This window comes from Paraburkholderia sp. IW21 (assembly GCF_041321145.1).
In the GTDB taxonomy this organism is placed as follows: domain Bacteria; phylum Pseudomonadota; class Gammaproteobacteria; order Burkholderiales; family Burkholderiaceae; genus Paraburkholderia.
On the sequence record NZ_JBGGWA010000014.1, the window covers coordinates 1 to 20,203 of the forward strand.

20 protein-coding genes are annotated in these 20,203 nt (G+C 62.3%); 14 read left to right on the forward strand and 6 right to left on the reverse strand.

What is annotated here, in order from left to right; all coding sequences use genetic code 11:
* Positions 1 to 392: 392 nt before the first annotated feature.
* On the reverse strand, positions 393 to 1,169 hold the full coding sequence (locus tag ACAX43_RS27330) for an enoyl-CoA hydratase (protein ID WP_370711524.1): 777 nt from the start codon (positions 1,167 to 1,169) through the stop codon (positions 393 to 395).
* Positions 1,170 to 1,300: 131 nt separating this feature from the next.
* On the opposite strand from ACAX43_RS27330, the gene paaN reads away from it, so the two are divergent.
* The 5 genes from paaN (at position 1,301) to paaK (ending at position 7,074) form a co-directional block, all read left to right on the forward strand.
* Complete coding sequence (gene paaN, locus ACAX43_RS27335) at positions 1,301 to 3,001, forward strand: phenylacetic acid degradation protein PaaN (RefSeq protein ID WP_370711525.1); 1,701 nt, start codon at positions 1,301 to 1,303, stop codon at positions 2,999 to 3,001.
* Between the two features lie 126 nt (positions 3,002 to 3,127).
* Positions 3,128 to 4,330, forward strand: a complete 1,203-nt coding sequence (gene pcaF, locus ACAX43_RS27340) for a 3-oxoadipyl-CoA thiolase (protein ID WP_370711526.1) — start codon at positions 3,128 to 3,130, stop codon at positions 4,328 to 4,330.
* A gap of 46 nt (positions 4,331 to 4,376) precedes the next feature.
* Positions 4,377 to 5,168, forward strand: coding sequence for a 2-(1,2-epoxy-1,2-dihydrophenyl)acetyl-CoA isomerase PaaG (paaG, locus tag ACAX43_RS27345; protein WP_370711527.1), 792 nt, complete (start codon positions 4,377 to 4,379; stop codon positions 5,166 to 5,168).
* A 1-nt stretch (position 5,169) separates the two neighbouring features.
* The gene (paaI, locus tag ACAX43_RS27350; protein WP_370711528.1) at positions 5,170 to 5,631 is read left to right on the forward strand and encodes a hydroxyphenylacetyl-CoA thioesterase PaaI; all 462 of its coding nucleotides are present in this window, start codon (positions 5,170 to 5,172) and stop codon (positions 5,629 to 5,631) included.
* Between the two features lie 138 nt (positions 5,632 to 5,769).
* Positions 5,770 to 7,074: a phenylacetate--CoA ligase PaaK gene (gene paaK / locus ACAX43_RS27355; RefSeq protein ID WP_370711529.1), complete on the forward strand. Its 1,305-nt coding sequence runs from the start codon at positions 5,770 to 5,772 to the stop codon at positions 7,072 to 7,074.
* Between the two features lie 52 nt (positions 7,075 to 7,126).
* Here paaK and ACAX43_RS27360 read toward each other — a convergent pair whose 3' ends face one another.
* Positions 7,127 to 8,251 (reverse strand): murein transglycosylase A, encoded by a 1,125-nt coding sequence (locus ACAX43_RS27360; protein ID WP_370711530.1) that lies wholly within the window; start codon positions 8,249 to 8,251, stop codon positions 7,127 to 7,129.
* A gap of 28 nt (positions 8,252 to 8,279) precedes the next feature.
* Between ACAX43_RS27360 and ACAX43_RS27365 the strand changes: the two genes are divergently transcribed.
* Positions 8,280 to 8,444, forward strand: coding sequence for a hypothetical protein (locus tag ACAX43_RS27365; protein WP_370711531.1), 165 nt, complete (start codon positions 8,280 to 8,282; stop codon positions 8,442 to 8,444).
* A gap of 45 nt (positions 8,445 to 8,489) precedes the next feature.
* Here ACAX43_RS27365 and apaG read toward each other — a convergent pair whose 3' ends face one another.
* Positions 8,490 to 8,864 carry a Co2+/Mg2+ efflux protein ApaG gene (gene apaG / locus ACAX43_RS27370; protein WP_370711532.1) on the reverse strand — a complete coding sequence of 125 codons (375 nt, stop codon included), beginning with the start codon at positions 8,862 to 8,864 and terminating at the stop codon, positions 8,490 to 8,492.
* Between the two features lie 273 nt (positions 8,865 to 9,137).
* Here apaG and rpe point away from each other — a divergent pair, with 273 nt between their 5' ends.
* From rpe to ACAX43_RS27410, 8 genes are all read left to right on the forward strand, one after another.
* Positions 9,138 to 9,821 carry a ribulose-phosphate 3-epimerase gene (gene rpe, locus ACAX43_RS27375; protein WP_370711533.1) on the forward strand — a complete coding sequence of 228 codons (684 nt, stop codon included), beginning with the start codon at positions 9,138 to 9,140 and terminating at the stop codon, positions 9,819 to 9,821.
* Positions 9,822 to 9,858: 37 nt separating this feature from the next.
* A complete protein-coding gene (locus ACAX43_RS27380; protein WP_370711534.1) occupies positions 9,859 to 10,575 on the forward strand; it encodes a phosphoglycolate phosphatase in 717 nt (238 codons plus the stop codon).
* Positions 10,576 to 10,945: 370 nt separating this feature from the next.
* On the forward strand, positions 10,946 to 12,439 hold the full coding sequence (gene trpE, locus ACAX43_RS27385; RefSeq protein ID WP_370711535.1) for an anthranilate synthase component I: 1,494 nt from the start codon (positions 10,946 to 10,948) through the stop codon (positions 12,437 to 12,439).
* 13 nt (positions 12,440 to 12,452) lie between these two features.
* Positions 12,453 to 13,046: an aminodeoxychorismate/anthranilate synthase component II gene (locus ACAX43_RS27390; RefSeq protein WP_370711536.1), complete on the forward strand. Its 594-nt coding sequence runs from the start codon at positions 12,453 to 12,455 to the stop codon at positions 13,044 to 13,046.
* 17 nt (positions 13,047 to 13,063) lie between these two features.
* Entirely contained in the window at positions 13,064 to 14,095 is a 1,032-nt protein-coding gene (trpD, locus tag ACAX43_RS27395; protein WP_370711537.1) for an anthranilate phosphoribosyltransferase, read from the forward strand.
* An 18-nt stretch (positions 14,096 to 14,113) separates the two neighbouring features.
* Positions 14,114 to 14,899, forward strand: coding sequence for an indole-3-glycerol phosphate synthase TrpC (trpC, locus tag ACAX43_RS27400; RefSeq protein WP_370711538.1), 786 nt, complete (start codon positions 14,114 to 14,116; stop codon positions 14,897 to 14,899).
* A 39-nt stretch (positions 14,900 to 14,938) separates the two neighbouring features.
* Entirely contained in the window at positions 14,939 to 15,565 is a 627-nt protein-coding gene (locus ACAX43_RS27405) for a CYTH domain-containing protein (protein ID WP_370711539.1), read from the forward strand.
* Between the two features lie 116 nt (positions 15,566 to 15,681).
* The gene (locus ACAX43_RS27410; RefSeq protein WP_370711540.1) at positions 15,682 to 16,533 is read left to right on the forward strand and encodes a uracil-DNA glycosylase; all 852 of its coding nucleotides are present in this window, start codon (positions 15,682 to 15,684) and stop codon (positions 16,531 to 16,533) included.
* A gap of 307 nt (positions 16,534 to 16,840) precedes the next feature.
* On the opposite strand, the gene ACAX43_RS27415 is transcribed toward ACAX43_RS27410, so the two are convergent.
* The 3 genes from ACAX43_RS27415 to ACAX43_RS27425 form a co-directional block, all read right to left on the reverse strand.
* Positions 16,841 to 17,437, reverse strand: coding sequence for an FMN-dependent NADH-azoreductase (locus ACAX43_RS27415; protein ID WP_370711541.1), 597 nt, complete (start codon positions 17,435 to 17,437; stop codon positions 16,841 to 16,843).
* 154 nt (positions 17,438 to 17,591) lie between these two features.
* The gene (locus ACAX43_RS27420) at positions 17,592 to 19,382 is read right to left on the reverse strand and encodes a M61 family metallopeptidase (RefSeq protein WP_370711542.1); all 1,791 of its coding nucleotides are present in this window, start codon (positions 19,380 to 19,382) and stop codon (positions 17,592 to 17,594) included.
* A gap of 94 nt (positions 19,383 to 19,476) precedes the next feature.
* The gene (locus ACAX43_RS27425) at positions 19,477 to 20,202 is read right to left on the reverse strand and encodes a DsbC family protein (protein ID WP_370711543.1); all 726 of its coding nucleotides are present in this window, start codon (positions 20,200 to 20,202) and stop codon (positions 19,477 to 19,479) included.
* Position 20,203: the final 1 nt, after the last annotated feature.

Sequence of the window (20,203 nt, forward strand, 5' to 3'; positions counted from 1 at the left end):
AGGAAAACCTTCCTTTAATACTCGTGTGAGTCTTGATACTTTCGCTTCCGGCAGACCCCGAAAAGTCCACCGCGCGTCGCGCATCAAGCGCCCACACTTATCGGCTGTTAATTTTTAAAGATCGAATACGCAATCACCACCGAACCGTGCCAACCTCACCTACCCGGCACCGCTTCGTTCTGCGTCGCTGCATCAGCAGCAGAGAAACGAGATTATGGAGAACTTTCGCTACGTCGTCAACAGGTTTCTTCAGCTTCATCACCCTGCCCGACGCACCGGAAACCCCCGCCATTGCTGGCTCTCCCGCCCCCGTGCTCCGGTGTCCGAAGCACGAAAGAGCGAGATTCTAGCGAGCCAGACGGTGGCTTGCAAGCGTTATTTTGACAAGCGTATTACCGATGCTTGAAAACCGGTTTGCGCTTCTCAACGAAGGCGGCCATCCCCTCCTTCTGATCTTCCGTCGCGAAGAGCGAATGGAAGAGGCGACGCTCGAAATGCACGCCTTCCGCGAGCGTAGTTTCATATGCGCGGTTGATCGACTCCTTCACCATCATCACTGCCGGCAGCGGGAATTCGGCGATGGTGGCCGCCGCAGCTATCGCTTCGTCGATCAGGGAAGCGGCAGGAATCACCCGCGAGACCAATCCGGCGCGTTCAGCCTCAGCTGCATCCATGAAGCGAGCGGTAAGACAGAGGTCCATTGCTTTCGCCTTGGAGACGGCGCGCGGCAGCCGTTGCGTGCCGCCAGCGCCCGGCATGATGCCGAGCTTGATTTCGGGCTGGCCGAACTTGGCAGTATCTGCGGCGAGAATGATGTCGCACATCATCGCCAACTCGCAACCGCCGCCAAGCGCGAAACCCGCCACTGCGGCAATGATCGGCTTGCGGATAGATCGCACCGTTTCCCAGTTGCGGGTGATGTAGTCGCCCTTATACACGTCCATATAGGTATAGGTCGCCATCATGCCGATGTCGGCGCCAGCGGCAAACGCTTTCTCGCTGCCCGTGACCACAATTGCACCAATCGCCTCGTCGGCATCGAACGCGCGCAGCGCAGCGCCCAATTCATCCATCAACGCGTCGTTCAGCGCGTTCAACGCCTTGGGGCGATTCAACGTGACCAAACCAACCCGTCCTCGCGTCTCAACCAGAATGTTCTCGTAAGCCATGCCGCCTCCTAGTGTTAATGGCGCGCGAAAACGCTTCGCGCGGCCGTCTTAATAATGCTAACATTCACCAACCAACCGGTCGGTCAATTATTCGACAGGCTTTCCCCAACGCACAGCCAAGCCCCTCTGCCATGACACATCCGCTATTCACCAAGCACGAAGACACGCTGCAAAAGGCACTCACCGCGATCGAAACGCGCGGTTACTGGAGTCCGTTCGTCGAGATGCCCAGTCCGAAAGTGTACGGGGAAACAGCTAACGCGGACGGCGAAGCCGCATTCAAGACGCATCTGAACAAGCCATTCGAACTGGACCAGCCGTCGACCGGAGAAACCGTCGGCGCTGAAGTCTCGCCGTTCGGATTTCCGCTCGGCGTGCGCTATCCGAAGGCCGATCTTGACGCGCTGATCTCAGCGGCGGCCGCCGCGCAGCGCGACTGGCGCACGGCGGGCCCGCAAGCGTGGATCGGTGTCTGCCTCGAAATCCTCGCGCGCGTGAATCGCGCCAGCTTCGAGATCGGCTACAGCGTGATGCACACGACCGGCCAGGCATTCATGATGGCCTTTCAGGCCGGCGGCCCGCATGCGCAAGACCGTGCGCTTGAAGCAGTCGTGTACGCGTGGGACCAATTGCGCCGCATCCCCCCGAACGCCCACTGGGAAAAGCCGCAAGGGAAAAACCCGCCGCTCGCAATGCACAAGCGCTACAGCGTCGTGCCGCGTGGCACGGGCCTTGTACTCGGCTGCTGCACCTTCCCGACGTGGAACGGCTATCCGGGCCTCTTCGCTGATCTGGCCACGGGCAACACGGTCATCGTCAAACCGCATCCAGGCGCGATTCTGCCACTCGCGCTGACCGTAAAAATCGCGCGCGAAGTCTTGCGCGAAGCCGGCTTCGATCCGAATATCGTCACGCTGCTGGCCACCGAGCCAAACGACGGCCCGCTCGTCCAGGACCTGGCACTGCGCCCTGAAATCAAGCTCATCGACTTCACGGGCAGCACGCAAAATGGCACCTGGCTCGAGCGCAATGCGCATCAGGCTCAGGTCTACACCGAAAAAGCCGGCGTCAACCAGATCGTGATCGACTCGGTCGAGGACATCAAAGCCGCTGCTCGCAATATCGCCTTCTCGCTCGCGCTGTATTCGGGGCAGATGTGCACCGCGCCGCAAAACATCTATGTGCCGCGCGACGGCATCCGTACCGCCGAAGGCACACTCGGTTTCGACGATGTCGCGCAAGCTATCGCCGGCGCGGTACAAAAGCTTGTTGCCGACCCGGCCCGCGCTGTCGAACTGCTCGGAGCGATCCAGAACGAAGGCGTTATCCAGCGTATCGACGAAGCTAGCAAGCTCGGCCGCGTGCTTGTAGAAAGCCAATCGCTCGAACATCCGGCTTTTGCCGGTGCCCGTGTGCGCACACCGCTCGTGCTCCAACTGGATGCCACCACCGACCAAGCGCTGTTCACTAAAGAATGGTTCGGCCCGATCTCATTCGTGATCGCGACGGACTCGACGGCGCAGTCGCTCGACCTCGCCGGCGCGATCGCCGCCGAGCACGGCGCGCTGACGCTGTCGGTCTACAGCACGGACGAAGCCGTGCTCGAAGAGGCGCACGAAGCATCGATCCGGGGCGGCGTAGCACTGTCGATCAATTTGACGGGCGGCGTATTCGTCAATCAGTCGGCGGCCTTCTCCGATTTCCACGGCACGGGCGCAAACCCGGCGGCAAATGCCGCGCTGGCCGACGCAGCCTTTGTCGCGAACCGTTTCCGCGTCGTTCAAAGTCGCGTTCATGTTGAACCGAAAGCGGCACCGGCGGTAGCTGGCTGAACGGCATAAGACACAAGCACGGTTTTCGTCCTATGCCGTTTGGCCGAATGGACCGAGCCGGGCGCCCCAACTAACATGAGACATCGGATCGGCATCTCACGCCGATCCGTTCTAGCAGGTACCCACATGAACGACGCCTTCATTTGCGACGCGATTCGCACCCCAATCGGCCGCTACGGCGGCGCCCTGAAGGATGTCCGTGCCGACGACCTCGGCGCGGTACCGATCAAGGCGCTGATCGAGCGCAATCCCGCGGTCGACTGGCGAGCCCTCGACGACGTGATCTATGGCTGCGCCAATCAGGCCGGTGAAGACAACCGCAACGTCGCCCGAATGGCGGCACTCCTGGCTGGCTTGCCCACGGATGCGCCCGGTGCAACCATCAACCGCTTGTGCGGCTCGGGAATGGACGCGGTCGGAACCGCCGCTCGCGCGATCAAGGCAGGCGAGGCGCGGCTGATGATCGCCGGCGGTGTTGAAAGCATGACGCGCGCGCCGTTCGTGATGGGCAAGGCAACCAGCGCATTTTCACGGCAAGCCGACATTCATGACACAACCATCGGCTGGCGCTTCATCAATCCGCTGATGAAGCGTCAATATGGTGTCGACTCGATGCCCGAGACCGCCGAAAACGTCGCCGTCGAGTTCGGTATAAGCCGTGCGGATCAGGACGCGTTTGCGCTATTGAGCCAGCAGAAAGCGGCCCGCGCGCAGCGTGACGGCACCTTGGCTCAGGAAATTGTCAGCGTTGAAATTGCGCAGAAGAAAGGTGACCCGGTGCGCGTGACGCTCGACGAGCATCCGCGCGAAACATCGCTCGAAAGCCTGGGCAAGCTCAAGGGCGTCGTGCGCCCCGACGGCAGCGTGACTGCCGGCAATGCATCGGGCGTGAACGACGGCGCGTGCGCACTGCTGCTCGCGAATCAGGAAGCTGCCGATCAATACGGACTGCGTCGCCGCGCACGTGTAGTTGGCATGGCGACCGCGGGCGTGGAGCCTCGCATCATGGGCATCGGCCCGGCGCCGGCCACGCAAAAGCTTTTGAAGCAACTGAACATGACGCTCGACCAATTCGACGTGATCGAGTTGAACGAGGCCTTCGCATCGCAAGGGTTGGCAGTTCTGCGCACGCTTGGTCTGCGCGACGACGATCCACGCGTCAACCCGAACGGCGGAGCGATTGCGCTCGGCCACCCGCTCGGCGCGTCCGGCGCGCGGTTGATCACCACTGCGCTTTATCAGCTGGAGCGGATCAACGGCCGTTTTGCGCTTTGCACGATGTGCATCGGCGTGGGTCAAGGCATCGCATTGGTGATCGAGCGGCTCTGACACCAACGCCGCAGACCCGGGCAAAGAGACTTTGAGGAGACACCCAATGTCATATGAAGCGATCCGCGTCGACATCGACGCCTCGACTCGTGTAGCGACCATCACGCTGAACCGCCCCGACAAGCTCAACAGCTTTACGCGCGCGATGCACCATGAATTGAGCACCGCACTCGACCAGGTCGAAGCGTCCGGCGCCCGTGCGCTCGTGCTGACCGGCGCGGGCCGCGGTTTCTGCGCGGGACAGGATCTCGCGGATCTCGACTTCACGCCGGGCGCGATGACCGATCTGGGCGAACTGATCGACGCGCATTTCAATCCGCTGATTCGCCGCCTGCAAGCGTTGCCGTTGCCGGTGATCGCGGCGGTCAACGGCACGGCCGCCGGCGCCGGCGCCAATCTCGCGCTGGCTTGTGACCTCGTGCTCGCGGCTCGTTCCGCCAGCTTCATCCAGGCGTTCGTCAAGATCGGCCTGGTGCCGGATTCGGGTGGCACCTGGTTTTTGCCACAGCGCGTCGGCATGGCGCGCGCCTTGGGCCTCGCCATCACCGGCGACAAACTGAGCGCGGAAAAAGCCGAGAGCTGGGGCCTTATTTGGCAAGCGGTTGATGACGCCGAGCTCGCTGCCACAGCAGGCAAACTCGCGGTCCAACTGGCGCAGCAACCCACGCGGGCGATCGCCGCGATCAAGCAGGCGATGCGCGCGGGCGCGACACAAACCTTCGACCAGCAGCTCGATCTCGAACGCGATCTGCAACGCGAACTTGGTGCTTCCCACGATTACGCGGAAGGCGTGCAGGCATTCGTGGAAAAACGCGCCCCGCGCTTCGAGGGTCGCTGACATGTCCACACAACCGAACCACTCCGCCCAGATGACGCCGGACGAACTCGCCCGCGCAACCGCGGCCGCCATGTACGAAAACGACGTGTGCAGTCGGGCGCTCGGACTCGAAATCGTTGAAGTACGCGCAGGATACGCGCGCTTGCGCATGGCCATTCGCGACGACTTCCTGAATGGCCATCGGATTTGCCACGGCGGCCTGATTTTCACGCTCGCTGATTCGACGTTCGCTTTCGCCTGCAACACGTACAACATCAACACCGTCGCAGCCGGCTGCTCGATCGAGTTCCTGCGGCCTGTGCAAGGTGGCGACGTGCTGACGGCTGAAGCAATCGAGCAAACGTTGAGCGGCCGCACCGGCATTTACGATATTCGCGTTACGAATCGCGCGGAGGAGACCGTGGCGATGTTTCGAGGCAAATCGGCGCAGATCAAAGGCAACCTGATCCCCACGGGCGATTGAACAGCAGATTCCTAGCAGAGTCGCGATACGTTCGCGGCGCATTGGCAGCACATACACAAATAGCAGTGAGTCCCCGGTTTTCGCGCGCGAGCGCGCCACACACCCGACCTAAGCATTGAGGCAGCAAGGAGACATTCGATGACCACCGCCCTTCCGCTCGATCCCATCGAGACAGCCAGCCGCGACGAACTTGCCGCACTCCAACTCGAACGGCTCAAATGGTCGCTGAACCACGCTTATGAAAATTCGCCGGTCTATCGGCGCAAATTCGATGAGGCCGGCGTTCACCCGAGCGAAGTAAAGAGCCTTGCGGACCTGGCGCGCTTTCCCTTCACAACCAAGAAGGATCTGCGCGACAGCTACCCGTTCGGCATGTTCGCAGTGCCGCAGGAACAGATTTCGCGGATCCACGCGTCGTCCGGTACGACAGGTAAGCCGACGGTCGTCGGCTACACGGCGCGCGATATCGATACGTGGGCGAATCTCGTCGCACGTTCGATCCGTGCCGCGGGTGCGAAGCGCGGCGACAAGGTTCACGTGAGCTACGGCTATGGCTTGTTCACAGGCGGCTTGGGCGCGCACTACGGCGCCGAGCGAGCGGGGCTGACGGTGATCCCGTTCGGCGGGGGTCAGACCGAAAAGCAGGTGCAACTGATTCAGGACTTCCGGCCCGACATCATCATGGTGACGCCGAGCTATATGCTGTCGATCGCCGATGAACTCGAACGCCAAGGCGTCGATCCGGCGAATTGCTCGCTGCGCATCGGCATCTTCGGTGCGGAGCCGTGGACCAACGACATGCGCCAGGCGATCGAAAAGCGTATGGGCATCGATGCTGTCGATATCTACGGTCTGTCTGAAGTGATGGGGCCGGGCGTCGCCTCGGAATGCGTGGAAACCAAAGATGGCCCGACCATCTGGGAAGATCACTTCTATCCCGAGATCATCGATCCCGAAACCGGCGAAGTGCTTCCGGACGGCGAACTCGGTGAACTGGTGTTCACCTCGTTGACCAAGGAAGCGCTGCCGATCGTCCGCTACCGGACGCGCGATCTGACGCGCCTCTTACCGGGCAGCGCGCGCACTATGCGCCGGATGGAAAAGATCACGGGCCGCTCGGACGATATGATGATCGTGCGCGGCGTCAACGTGTTCCCGACACAGATCGAAGAACTGCTGCTCAAGCAGCACGCACTCGCGCCTCACTACCAGATCGTGCTGACCAAGGAAGGACCGCTCGACGTATTAACCTTAAACGTAGAGCCCTGCCCGGAATCGGCGCCAGATACTGCCGCGCTGAGCACGGCAAAACAGGCGTTGACTTACGACATCAAGGCGCTCATCGGTGTGAGTGCTGTCGTGAATGTGCTGGGTGTGAACGGGATCGAGCGCTCAGTAGGCAAAGCACGGCGAGTGGTGGACAAACGGAAGTCGGCGCTTTAATCCGGGCGACAGTCTCCAGAAGAAACCCGCCGCCCCCGCTACTGCCCGCCCCTTACGAATTCGGCAGCAACAACCACATCCGGCCGGCCTGCTTCATCTTGCCGGCCAGATCGCCGGCGTCGTCGCCGAGGCCCCAGAAGTAATCGGCGCGCACGCCACCCTTGATCGCGGAACCTGTGTCCTGCGCAAAGACGAGGCGATTCATCGGCGAATTCGTCAGCGGTCGCGTGGTCTGCAAGAACACGGGCGTTCCGAGCGGAATCGACGTCGGATCCACCGCGATCGACCGCTCCGGCGTCAACGGCACACCCAAAGCGCCGATCGGTCCGTCAGCGCCACCGCTCGGCGCGCTCGCGCCGGACGGCATCTCGCGGAAGAATACGAAGCGCGGATTCGTATCGAGCAATGCGTCGACCCGCGTCGGGTTCGCACGCGCCCATGCCTTGATGCCCTGCATGGTCGCCTGCGACGGCGTCAGTTCACCTCGATCGAGCAGCCACCGCCCGATCGATTTGTACGGCTGGTTGTTCGTGCCGCCAAAACCGAGCCGCATCACGCTGCCGTCTTCCATGACAATGCGCCCAGATCCCTGCACTTGCAGGAAAAACGCTTCGATCGGATCGTCGACCCATACGAGTTCATTACCGTTGAGCACGCCCGCACGTTCGAGCTGTGCACGCGCAGGCAGCGGAGCGCCCGCGCGATAACCGGATGGCCAGCGATACAGCGCCGTTTGATACACGCCGTGCCGTGTGCGCGAACCGCGCAGCAACGGCTCGTAGTAGCCGGTGACAAGACCCTCGAGCGTGCCATCGCCATTGGCTAACTGGAACGGCGTGAAATACGCCTCGAAAAACGCCCGCGCACTGGTGACGTCCAGATCGTCGATTTGGGAGGCCGCCGCACATGCGCGGGCCCAGTTCGGTTGACGCGCGAGCCTCACGCAGTTTTGCCGCAACGCGGCCGTCGCGCCGATCAGTGAATCGTCCTGCCAGCCTGGCACCTGCTGCCAGGCTACTGCGGTGAGCCGCGTCGCGGCGATCTGTCCGGGTATGATCGCGGCACCCGTGGGCGGCGAAACAGAGGGCCGGACTGCACCGCCCCCACCGCAAGAAGCCAGCATCACAGCAACCGAAAGCGCTCCGAGCCATGCTCCGGCCGTGCGGACAAAACGCATACAATGTTCGTTCTTGATGGAAACCGCCATGTCTGATCTGTTCGACGAATACCCGATGCTCATCTTCGCGCTGGAATCGCTCCTTGCGCTCTTCCTGCTCGTCTTTATCGTTGTGTGGACGTCGTCCGGCAAGAAAAAAGCCGCGCGCGCCGCCACGACCAACGAACAGCAAAAGCAGCAAAAACCGCAGTAACGCTGCGCGTAAAGCCTTTTAAAGACCGCGAGATGCGCTCCCGGTTCAATGCAACGTACGCGGCATGCGCAGAATGAACTCAGGTACGGGCGCATCGAAACGCTCGCCGTCTTCCGCCACGCAGAAATAGTCGCCGCGCATGGTGCCGACGGGCGTGGCGATCACGGCCCAACTCGTATATTCGAAGTGTTCGCCCGGTTTGAGCAGCGGCTGATGCCCGACGACGCCCAAGCCTTTTACTTCCTGCACGTTGTTGTCGCTGTCGGTGATCACCCAGTGACGCGCGATCAATTGCGCGGGCACCTGGCCGCTGTTACGGATAGTCAGCGTGTATGCAAACGCATACTGGCGGCGCTCCGGGTCCGACTCGTCGGGCAGATACTGCACCTGCGCCGAGACGCTGAATTCGTACTGGCTCATCCTGATTCCGGTCTGGTGAAACGGGTGTGAAAAATCGCGGGAAGCCCCGAACGCCAATGGTTTGCGGGCGCATTGGCGAAGCGGCGCGTATGGTTTGGCATTCTGCTTGATGCGCGGCACGCCCGCAACCGGACAATCCCTTTGGCCAAGGGCCTTTAAGGCGTCTTGTCATTTTCCCGCGCAATCCGGAACCGGCCACGAACCGCTCGGGAGCCGGTCCGCAGGCGCACAAAACGGTAAAATAGCGTTTTCCCGCCTGCATCCGCCCCCGTCATGACGCAATTCCGCATCGCTCCCAGCATTCTGTCCGCCGATTTCTCGCGCCTTGGCGAAGAAGTCCGCAACGTTGTCGCCGCCGGCGCCGACTGGATTCATTTCGACGTGATGGACAACCATTACGTGCCGAACCTGACAATCGGCCCGCTCGTCTGCGAAGCGATTCGCCCGCACGTGGACGTACCGATCGACGTGCATCTGATGGTGCGCCCGGTCGACCGCATCGTGCCGGACTTCGCCAAGGCCGGCGCGAACCTGATCAGCTTTCACCCGGAAGGCTCGGACCATATCGACCGCACGCTGTCGCTGATTCGCGACCACGGCTGCAAGGCGGGTCTCGTGTTCAATCCGGCCACGTCGCTGAACTATCTGGACCACGTGATGGACAAGCTCGACCTGGTGCTGATCATGTCGGTGAATCCGGGCTTCGGGGGGCAATCGTTCATTCCTGAAGCGCTGAACAAGCTGCGCGAAGCGCGCAAGCGGATCGACGCCTATCAGGAAAAAACCGGCCGCGAGATTCATCTCGAGGTGGACGGCGGCGTGAAGGTCGACAACATCGCCGAGATCGCGGCCGCTGGCGCGGATACGTTCGTGGCCGGCTCGGCGATCTTCGGCGCGCCGGATCACAAGGCGGTGATCGACAAGATGCGCGCCGCACTCGCCAACATCGAGCACTGATCGAGCACTGAGAACCGGCACTTATCCAGCACGCAATATGACGACTTCGTTCCCTGCCCCGACCTTCACCGGCCCGCGCCTGCAAGCCGCGATCATCGACCTCGACGGCACGATGATCGATACCGCAGACGATTTCACCGCCGGCCTGAACGGCATGCTCGCGCAACTCGACGCGACTGAAACGTCGCGCGAGGAAGTGGTGGGCTATATCGGCAAGGGCTCGGAGAATCTGATCCGCAGCGTGCTGGCGCAGCGCTTCGAAACGGACCACGCACAGGACCGTTTCGACGAGGCGCTCGCGATCTATCAGGCGGAGTACGCAAAGATCAACGGCGTGCACACGCGGATGTATCCCGAGGTCGAAGCCGGCCTCGGCGCGATGCGCGACGCCGGCCTCAAACTCGCCTGCGTGACCAACAAGCCGCACCGTTTCGCGGTCGAATTGCTGGAACAATACGGGCTCAGCCAGTATTTCAGCGTCGTGCTCGGCGGCGACAGCCTGCCGAAAAAGAAGCCCGATCCACTGCCAATGCTCACCGCCGCGGAGCAACTCGGCGTCGCGCCACAAGCAACGGTCGCCATCGGCGATTCGGAAAACGATGCGCTGGCAGGCCGCGCCGCAGGCATGGCAACGCTGACGCTGCCATACGGCTACAACCACGGCCGCGCTATACAAGAAATAAAATCCGATGGTATAGTTGCCTCGCTGCTCGATGCCGCAAAGGCTATCGCAGCGCACCATTCCACGACTTGAAAAGTCCTTCATCCTCATGTTTCTGAATAAAAAACGGAGTCTGATTAGCATCGACCGGGGAGCCTGGCCCTGGCGTCGCTGGTCGCGCTAACCTCGCCTGAGGTACGCTGAAGCTCGTCTTCGGCAACCGTTTTTTACTTCGCTGCGCTCACGCGTTTTTTCCATCACTTTGTTTCGCTGCATCGGTTGATTCGGCCTTCGTGTACCCGCAAAGTACATGGATGCGCTGAAACCCCTTGCATGCGTCGATGGGAAACTCGCGCCGGTCGGTATCATCGTGTCGAAACGTCGAACGAACGCCTGACCGGGCGCGCCGCGCCCCGCTTTGTCCGACGCATAGTGCCGTCTGACGTACGTACAGGATCGGAACATGACCGAACTCGAATTCCAGTCCCTCGCCAACGAGGGTTTCAACCGCATTCCGCTGATCGCCGAAGCGCTCGCCGACCTCGAAACGCCGCTCTCGCTGTACCTGAAGCTCGCGCAGAGCGAACGCAACGGCGCCAACTCGTTCCTGCTGGAATCGGTGGTGGGCGGTGAACGCTTCGGCCGCTATTCGTTCATCGGACTGCCGGCGCGTACGCTGCTGCGTACCCGCAACGGCGTGTCGGAAGTAGTCCGGGACGGCAAAGTCGTCGAAACGCATGAGGGCGATCCGCTCGCATTCATCCAACAATTCCAGGGCCGCTTCAAAGTGGCGCAGCGCCCGGGCCTGCCGCGTTTCGCGGGCGGTCTCGCCGGTTATTTCGGCTACGACGCGGTGCGCTACATCGAGAAAAAGCTCGCGCATACCGCGCCGAAAGACGATCTGAATCTGCCCGACATCCAGTTGCTGCTCACCGAAGAAGTCGCAGTGATCGACAACCTCGCAGGCAAGCTCTACTTGGTGGTGTACGCCGATCCGACGCAGCCCGAGGCGTACACAAAAGCCAGGCAGCGTTTGCGTGAATTGCGTCAGCGTTTGCGCACGACCGTGCAGCCACCCGTCACGTCGGCCAGCGTGCGCACCGAGACCTACCGCGAGTTCGCGAAAGACGACTATCTGGCCGCCGTACGCAAGGCAAAGGAATACATCGCTGCCGGCGAGTTGATGCAGGTGCAGGTCGGTCAGCGTCTGATCAAGCCGTATCGCGACAATCCGCTCTCGCTGTATCGTGCGCTGCGTTCGCTGAATCCGTCGCCGTATATGTACTACTACAACTTCGGCGACTTCCATGTGGTCGGCGCGTCGCCGGAAATCCTGGTGCGTCAGGAAAAGCGCGGCGAGGATCGCATCGTCACGATCCGGCCGCTCGCCGGCACGCGTCCGCGCGGCAACACGCCGGAACGCGATGCGGAACTCGCCACCGAACTCCTGAACGATCCGAAGGAAATCGCCGAACACGTCATGCTGATCGACCTCGCGCGCAACGACGTGGGCCGTATTTCGCAGATCGGCTCGGTGGTCGTCACCGATCAGATGGTGATCGAAAAGTACTCGCACGTGCAGCACATCGTGAGTTCGGTCGAAGGCAAGCTGAAACCCGGCACCACCAATTTCGACGTGCTGCGCGCCACCTTCCCGGCAGGCACGCTGTCCGGTGCGCCGAAGGTCCGCGCGATGGAACTGATCGACGAACTCGAACCGGTGAAGCGTGGCCTGTACGGCGGCGCAGTCGGCTATCTGTCGTTCACCGGCGAAATGGATATGGCCATCACGATCCGAACCGGCGTGATCCACAACGGCAATCTGTATGTGCAGGCCGCCGCGGGTGTAGTCGCGGATTCGGTGCCGGAATCCGAATGGCAAGAGACCGAGAACAAGGCGCGTGCCGTATTGCGCGCCGCCGAGCAAGTGCAAGACGGCCTCGATAGCGACTTCTGACCGGAGACACACCATGCTGCTCATGATCGACAACTACGACTCGTTCACCTACAACCTGGTGCAGTACTTCGGCGAACTCGGCGAAGACGTGCGCACCTATCGGAACGACGAAATCACGCTGGACGAGATTGCGAAGCTCAACCCGGAGCGCATCTGCCTGTCGCCCGGTCCGAGCAACCCGCAACACGCCGGCATCACCCTCGACGTGCTGCGCGAGTTCGCCGGCAAGACGCCGATTCTAGGCGTCTGCCTCGGCCATCAGGCAATCGGCGAAGCCTTCGGCGGCCGTGTGGTGCGCGCACAAACCATCATGCACGGCAAGGTGAGCACGATCGAAACCGACTGCAAAGGCGTGTTCGCCGACCTGCCGAAGCATTTCGTCGTGACGCGTTATCACTCGCTCGCGATCGAACGCGAATCGTTGCCTGACTGCCTCGAAGTGTCCGCCTGGACCGAGGACGGCGAAATCATGGGCGTGCGCCACAAGGAACTGGCTGTTGAAGGCGTGCAGTTCCATCCGGAATCGATCCTGTCCGAACAGGGTCACGCGCTGCTTGAGAACTTCGTGAAACAGTCGAAGGCCGCAACAACGAAACGCAACGCTTGATAAAGAGAGACGAGATCATGTCGATTACGCCCCAGGAAGCGCTGCAACGCACGATCGAGCACCGCGAGATTTTCCACGACGAAATGCTGCATCTGATGCGGCTCATCATGCGAGGCGAACTCTCGCCCGTGATGTCGGCGGCGATCATCACCGGCTTGCGCGTCAAAAAAGAGACCATCGGCGAAATCACCGCCGCCGCCACGGTGATGCGTGAATTTGCCCGGCACGTCGAGGTGCAGGACAACTCGAACTTCGTCGATATCGTCGGCACCGGCGGCGACGGCTCGCACACCTTCAATATTTCCACGGCGACGATGTTCGTCTCGGCCGCGGCCGGCGCGAAAGTCGCGAAGCATGGCAATCGCGGCGTCTCGAGCAAGTCGGGCAGCGCAGACGTGCTCGAAGCACTCGGCGTAAATATCGATCTGCAGCCGGAACAGGTGGCGGCGTCGATTGCGGAAACCGGCATGGGCTTCATGTTCGCGCCGAACCATCATCCGGCGATGAAGAACATCGCGCCAGTGCGCCGCGAGCTCGGCGTGCGGACGATTTTCAACATTCTCGGGCCGCTGACCAACCCCGCCGGTGCGCCGAATCAGCTGATGGGCGTGTTCCACGGCGACCTCGTCGGCATTCAGGTTCGCGTGATGCAGCGCCTCGGCGCGAAGCACGTGCTGGTGGTGTACGGCATGGACGGCATGGACGAAGTCTCGCTCGGCGCGGCCACGCAAGTCGGCGAGTTGCGCGACGGGCAGATCCACGAGTACGAGATCCATCCGGAAGACTTCGGCATGCAGATGGTGTCGAACCGCACACTGAAAGTCGCCGACGCCACCGAATCGAAAGCGATGCTGCTCGAAGCGCTCGACAACAAGCCGGGCGTCGCGCGTGAAATCGTCACGCTGAACGCGGGCACGGCGCTGTATTCGGCGAACGTGGCGGCGTCGATTGCGGACGGCATCCAGTTGGCGCGCGAAGCGATCGCGAGCGGCAAGGCACGGGCGAAGGTCGAAGATCTGATCCGCTTCACCCAACAATTCAAGCAGTAACTACGTAGCGAGACACTCATGAGCGACATCCTCGACCGTATCATCGCGGTCAAGCACGAAGAAGTCCGCGCGGCCGAACAGAGCGCGCCGCTCGAAGAACTGCGCCTCGAAGCATCGTCGCGCGATATCCGCGATTTCGTCGGCGCGCTGCGCGCTAAACACGCGGCAGGTCTGGCTGCGGTGATCTCCGAGGTCAAGAAAGCGAGCCCGTCGAAAGGCGTCCTGCGCGAAAACTTCGTTCCGGCCGATATCGCCCGTTCGTATGAAAAACACGGCGCGGCCTGTCTCTCCGTGCTCACCGACGTGCAGTTCTTCCAGGGCAGCGTCGCGTATCTCGAGCAGGCGCGCGCCGCCTGCAGCCTGCCGGTGCTGCGCAAGGACTTCATCGTCGATCCGTACCAGATCGTCGAAGCCCGCGCGATGGGTGCCGACGCGATTCTGCTGATCGCGGCCGCTTTGGAAACCTCGCAGATGCAGGAGCTGGAAGCGCTCGCGCATTCGCTGGGACTCGCGGTGCTGGTCGAAGTCCACGACAGCAACGAACTGATGGAAGCACTCACGCTGAAGACGCCGCTGATCGGTATCAACAACCGCAATCTGCGCACCTTCGAAACGTCGATCGAGACAACCATCGGCATGCTCGAATCGATTCCGGACGACCGTATCGTCGTCACGGAGTCGGGCATTCTGTCGCGCGTCGATGTCGAACGGCTGCGCGCGATGGACGTGCATACGTTCCTCGTCGGCGAAGCGTTCATGCGCGCGGCAGAACCGGGTGTGGAACTTGCGCGGATGTTTTTCTGAGCGCGGTTTCAGCACTCGGCATACGTAGCGGAGCACACCATGGGCATGGAACGTGAAATCAAGCTGGCGCTGCCGGCTACGCAGGTGAAAGCGGCGACCCAGTGGTTCGTCGCGCGCACCGGCAATGAGGGCCGCCCGATCGAGCTGGCGAATATCTACTTCGATACGCCCGAGCTGACATTGGCGAATTCGAAAAGTGCGCTGCGTTTGCGGCATACGCCGGACGGCTGGTTGCAGACCTTCAAGACGGTCGGCAACGCGCAGGACGGTTTGCACAGCCGGCACGAATGGGAAATGCCCGTGGCGAGCGAAAAGCTGGAGATCGACGCATTGCTGCGTGAATGTGACGAGCCGGCCGCCGCCGAAGCGTTGCGTCAGGCAGCGCCGGCGTTGATCGAATTGTTCCGCACGAATTTTACGCGCACGGTTTGGCATGTCGAGTTGGACGGCGCGAAAGTCGAAGCGGCCATCGACCAGGGCGATGTCGTCGCCGAGATGCATGGCGAAGTCCGCCGCGCGCCGATCTCCGAGGTCGAGCTTGAACTGAAGTCCGGTGACGAAGCCGCGCTCAACACGCTGGCAGCGGAGCTTGGCAAGCAGGTGGCCGGGCTCGCGCCGGACAACATCAGTAAGGCACAGCGCGGGTATCAGTTGCGGGCGCGTTAAACCTTCGGCACGCCGGCGCGTGCGCGGCCGCCCGACACACGCTCGCACGGTGTGCGAACCCCTCGCGGTAGAACTCACCTTGAGCTAGCCCGCATTTGCTGCGACACTTCCCGGCCATGACCTCAGCATCCCGCAACCGCTCCAATTCGTCGCAAGCTTCGTTGTTCGGCGACACCTCGGCCACGCCGTCCGGCGCAACAGCGCAGCCGCAGACACCGGCAGCAGCAGTAGCAGCAGCCGACTCGCCGCCGCCGACGCTCGAAGCCCAGTTCGCCGCCCTGCCCCCGGCATGGCGCGCGCACCTCAAGCCGTTCATCGAAAGCGACGCCTACGCGCCGCTGTGCCGTTTCGTCGACGGTGAGCGCGCTGCCGGCAAAACCGTCTATCCCGCGGACGTGTTCCGCGCGTTGCGCCTGACCAGCCCCGACGAAGTCAAAGTGGTGATCCTTGGCCAGGACCCCTATCACGGCGAAGACCGCGGCACACCGCAAGCGCACGGACTAGCATTCTCCGTGGCGCCCAACGTGCGCACGCCGCCGTCGTTGCGCAACATCTTCAAGGAGATCGCCGCGAGTCTCGGTCATGAGCCGCCGCGTCATGGCTGTCTCGACACCTGGGCCAAGCAAGGCGTGTTGCTGCTCAACACCGTGCTGACGGTCGAGCGCGATTCGGCTGCGAGTCATGCGAAACGCGGCTGGGAGAAATGCACGGACACGCTGATTCACGAACTGGCGATGCGCCACGACGGCCTCGTGTTCATGCTGTGGGGCGCGCATGCGCAAGCCAAGCGCGCGCTGCTCGGCGGCAAGTCGCATTACGTGCTGGAAGCGCCGCATCCGTCGCCGCTGTCGGCGCATCGGGGCTTTCTCGGCTGCGGGCACTTTGCTTCGGCGAACGAGTATCTCGCGAAGCACGGTCGCCAACCGATCGACTGGCGCTTGCCCGACGAAGCGCAGGTGCTGGCGTAACGCTCATCGCGCGAAACGCACCGACGCTAGCCAAAGGCCTGAGACCGCAAACCGGAAACTTGAGTCCTGGAACCAGAAGCCGAGGAGCGGGTGCTGGGTGCTGGGTGCTGGGTGCTGGGTGCTGGGTGCTAGGTGCTAGGTGCTAGGTGCTAGGTGCTAGGTGCTAGGTGCTGGGTACCGAGTCGAGCACCAGGCATCAAGCACCAAAGATCGCCGCCACAAAAACAAAAACGCCACGGACTCACACTCCGTGGCGTTTTTCATTCCGCCGCACCGCGATCACGCAGTGCGAGACACACCTCACACCTTACGCAGCAGCGATCGCTTCACGCGCGCTAGCCAGCGCTGCGCCAGCCGCGTCCGGACCCATGTTCAGGCCTTCGGCGTAGATGAAGTTCACATCGGTCATGCCGAGGAAGCCGAGGAAGCTCTTCAGATACGGCGTTTGGCTATCGTTCGGCGTGCCCAGATACTTGCCGCCGCGTGCCGAAACCACGAACACCTTCTTGCCCTTCACGAGACCTTCCGGGCCGTTCGCCGTGTACTGGAACGTGATACCGGCGCGTGCGATGAAGTCGAAGTACGTCTTCAGTTGCGACGAGATGCCGAAGTTGTACATCGGAGCGCCGATCACGACGATGTCGGCGGCTTGCAGTTCGGCGATCAGCGCTTCGCTGCGTGCAGCGATCGCGGCTTGTTCCGGCGTGCGTTGGTCAGCCGGCGTGAAAAACGCACCGAGCACAGCGTCGTCCAGATGCGGCAGCGGTTCAGCTTGCAGGTTACGGACGACGACTTGCGCGCCCGGATTCGATTGTTGCAGCTTGGCGGTCAGCTCGTTGACGAGAAGCGTCGAGTTTGCGCCTTGCGAGCGGGCTGCCGAGTTGATTTGCAGGATCGTGGTCATGGTTGACTCCAGTAGGGGCGCGCAGTTCTGCGCGAGTGGAGCCATTGTGATTTTTTACCGACTCGGGAAAAAGCCGTCCGGCGGCGACGGATTGTTGCACTGGTAGAACAATCCGCCGCCTTGAGCCGTCGATTGACGACGGTTCGGATGGCGATCAGCTTGCCAGCCAGCGCTCCCGCGCCTTGCGGGCGGCAGGCCGTTTGTCGCTCACGGTGAGCTTGTAGCGCACCACCTCAGGCCCGTCCAGCTTGACTTGCGCGGTGCGCAGCTCGTCGCGGCGGAAGGCGTGGACTTCGACTTTCGCGCCCGGCAGATAGCGCGACAGCAGCGCGTCAAGATTCGAGCCGTTCACGCGCAGACCGTCGAGCGCAATCAGCACGTCGCCTGCCGAGAGGCCGGCTTTTTGCGCGGCGCTGCCTTCGTGAACCGCCGTTAGCGTGCAATCCGCCCCGCCGCGTACGCGCGCACCGAGCGACGGCTTGCCGTTCTTGTCCATTTCGGGTGCGAGCGTGACGCCGAACGGCGCGAGCAGCGTGTCGAGGGGCAGATCGCGCGTGCTATGCACGGCCTCCGCAAACAGCCCGCCCAATTGAACGCCGGTCGCTTCGACAAATATCGCCTCGATTTCGCTTTCTTCGACACCGACCGGTTTGCCGCGATAGAAGTCGCGCCCAAAACGCTGCCACAGCAGACGCATCACGTCGTCGAGCGATTTCCGGTTGCTGGTCTGCGCGCGAATCGTCAGATCGAATGCGAGCGCGACGAGCGAGCCCTTGGTGTAATAGCTGACGATCGCGTTCGGCGCGTTTTCGTCCTGCCGATAGTATTTGACCCACGCGTCGAACGAGCTTTCGGCCACCGTCTGCTTCAGGCGCCCGCTGCCGCGCTGCACGCCGCCGACCACTTTGCCGAGCATGCCGAAATAGTCGTCTTGCGAGATCAAACCGGTGCGCACGAGGATCAGATCGTCGTAATAAGACGTGAAGCCTTCGAACAGCCACAGCAGCGGCGTGTAGTTTTCGACGCTCAAGTCATACGGCGCAAACACGGCCGGCTTGATGCGCTTCACATTCCACGTGTGAAAGTATTCGTGGCTGCACAAACCGAGGTAGGTCCGGTAGCCCTCGGTGGGCGTATCGCGGCCTTCAACCGGCAGATCGCCGCGATTGCAGATCAGCGCCGTCGAGGCGCGATGTTCCAGGCCACCGTACCCGTCGGTGACGGCCTGCGTCATGAATACGTAGCGATCCACGGGCGCTTTCTTCGACTTCGGCTCAAACAACGCGATCTGCGCTTCGCAGATACGCTTCAGGTCGGCGGCCAGTCGCGCCATATCCAGCCCGACCACACGGCCCGCGATCACAATGTCGTGCGGCACGCCGTGCGCCTTGAAAGTCGCCAGCGCGAACTCGCCCAACGTGACCGGATGGTCGATCAGCTCATCGTAGTTCTGCGCGCGATACTCGCCGAAGCCATAGCGCTTCGTGCCGCGCGCTTCCGGCAACGCGGTCGCGACGCGCCAGTTGCGATACGCCGTGCCTTCCGGCTTCCGGATCTCGACCACGCACTGCGCTTCCTCGTGACCGAGCGGCGACAGAAACACGCTGGTGCCGTTGAAAAAGCCCGTCGTATCGTCCAGATGCGCCGCGCGCACCGACAGATCCCATGCATACACCTCGTAGCGCAACGTCAGCGCGCCTTTGACCGGCGCGGCCTGCCACGTGTGCTTGTCGGTCTTTTCGACGCGCACCTTGCGGCCCGCGTCGTTGACGGCGCGCAGCGTGACGATGTTGCGCGCGAATTCGCGCACCATGTAGCTGCCCGGAATCCAGACCGGCAGCATGAAACGCTGACCGGCCGGATCGGGGTCGGCGACGGTCACGGTGACTTCGAACAGATGGGCGGCGGGTCGCTTGGGAACGATGGTGTAGCGGATCGGCTTCATCGGCGGCAATCAGGGGTTTCTGGCGGGAATGTTCGGGGCTTGATGTGAAAGGAGGCGCACTTCGCGCCTCCTTTCTTCAACTTGTGCTGCGTGCTCAGCGCACGGCGGACAGTTCCTTGTCCAGCCGGTCTGCCGGCACGGCGCCGGGCAGGCGGCGGCCGTCGGCGAGGAACACGGTGGGTGTGCCGTCGACGCTCATGGCCCGGCCGAGCGCCAGGTTCTTGTCGATCGCGGCGGTGTCGCAGGTGCCGGCGGCGGTGGGCGCCTGATGGTCCTGCATCCACGATTCCCACGCCTTCGCGCGGTCGGTCGAGCACCAGATCGACTTCGACTTGGCCGTCGAATCCGGCGAGAGCACCGGGTAGAGGAACGTGTAAACCGTGACGTTGTCGATCGACTTGAGCGTCGTTTCTAGCTGCTTGCAGTACGGGCAGTTCGGATCGGAGAACACGGCGATCTTGCGTGCGCCGTTGCCCTTCACGACCTTTACCGCGTTCGCGAACGGCAGGCTCGCGAAGTCGATGCGGTTGGTGTCCGACAGACGCGCGTCGGTCAGATTCTTGCGGGTCTTCGCGTCGACCATGTCGCCGAGCATGAGGTAGTCGCCGTTCGCATCGCTATAAATGATCTGCGTGCCGAGGTTCACTTCGTAGAGGCCGGCAATCGGCGACTTCGTCACGCTCTTGATCGTCACGTCGTTCAGACGCGTTTGCAGCGTGGCTTTGAGCTTGTCGGTGGTCTGATCGGCCTGCGCGGAGCAGCCGATCGTCACGGCGGCGATCGCAAGCGCGACGGCCGCCATGCGGAAGGATTTTTTCATG

Bases quoted from the DNA above. Each gene is read 5' to 3' on its own strand.
- ACAX43_RS27420 (WP_370711542.1), bottom strand. From the start codon at position 19,382: ATGAAGCCGATCCGCTACACCATCGTTCCCAAGCGACCCGCCGCCCAT.
- ACAX43_RS27365 (WP_370711531.1), top strand. From the start codon at position 8,280: ATGTCTGATCTGTTCGACGAATACCCGATGCTCATCTTCGCGCTGGAA.
- trpC (WP_370711538.1), top strand. From the start codon at position 14,114: ATGAGCGACATCCTCGACCGTATCATCGCGGTCAAGCACGAAGAAGTC.
- ACAX43_RS27425 (WP_370711543.1), bottom strand. From the start codon at position 20,202: ATGAAAAAATCCTTCCGCATGGCGGCCGTCGCGCTTGCGATCGCCGCC.
- ACAX43_RS27390 (WP_370711536.1), top strand. From the start codon at position 12,453: ATGCTGCTCATGATCGACAACTACGACTCGTTCACCTACAACCTGGTG.
- ACAX43_RS27410 (WP_370711540.1), top strand. From the start codon at position 15,682: ATGACCTCAGCATCCCGCAACCGCTCCAATTCGTCGCAAGCTTCGTTG.
- pcaF (WP_370711526.1), top strand. From the start codon at position 3,128: ATGAACGACGCCTTCATTTGCGACGCGATTCGCACCCCAATCGGCCGC.
- paaN (WP_370711525.1), top strand. From the start codon at position 1,301: ATGACACATCCGCTATTCACCAAGCACGAAGACACGCTGCAAAAGGCA.
- paaG (WP_370711527.1), top strand. From the start codon at position 4,377: ATGTCATATGAAGCGATCCGCGTCGACATCGACGCCTCGACTCGTGTA.
- apaG (WP_370711532.1), bottom strand. From the start codon at position 8,864: ATGAGCCAGTACGAATTCAGCGTCTCGGCGCAGGTGCAGTATCTGCCC.
- paaI (WP_370711528.1), top strand. From the start codon at position 5,170: ATGTCCACACAACCGAACCACTCCGCCCAGATGACGCCGGACGAACTC.
- paaK (WP_370711529.1), top strand. From the start codon at position 5,770: ATGACCACCGCCCTTCCGCTCGATCCCATCGAGACAGCCAGCCGCGAC.
- ACAX43_RS27330 (WP_370711524.1), bottom strand. From the start codon at position 1,169: ATGGCTTACGAGAACATTCTGGTTGAGACGCGAGGACGGGTTGGTTTG.
- ACAX43_RS27360 (WP_370711530.1), bottom strand. From the start codon at position 8,251: ATGCGTTTTGTCCGCACGGCCGGAGCATGGCTCGGAGCGCTTTCGGTT.
- ACAX43_RS27380 (WP_370711534.1), top strand. From the start codon at position 9,859: ATGACGACTTCGTTCCCTGCCCCGACCTTCACCGGCCCGCGCCTGCAA.
- trpE (WP_370711535.1), top strand. From the start codon at position 10,946: ATGACCGAACTCGAATTCCAGTCCCTCGCCAACGAGGGTTTCAACCGC.
- ACAX43_RS27415 (WP_370711541.1), bottom strand. From the start codon at position 17,437: ATGACCACGATCCTGCAAATCAACTCGGCAGCCCGCTCGCAAGGCGCA.
- rpe (WP_370711533.1), top strand. From the start codon at position 9,138: ATGACGCAATTCCGCATCGCTCCCAGCATTCTGTCCGCCGATTTCTCG.
- ACAX43_RS27405 (WP_370711539.1), top strand. From the start codon at position 14,939: ATGGGCATGGAACGTGAAATCAAGCTGGCGCTGCCGGCTACGCAGGTG.
- trpD (WP_370711537.1), top strand. From the start codon at position 13,064: ATGTCGATTACGCCCCAGGAAGCGCTGCAACGCACGATCGAGCACCGC.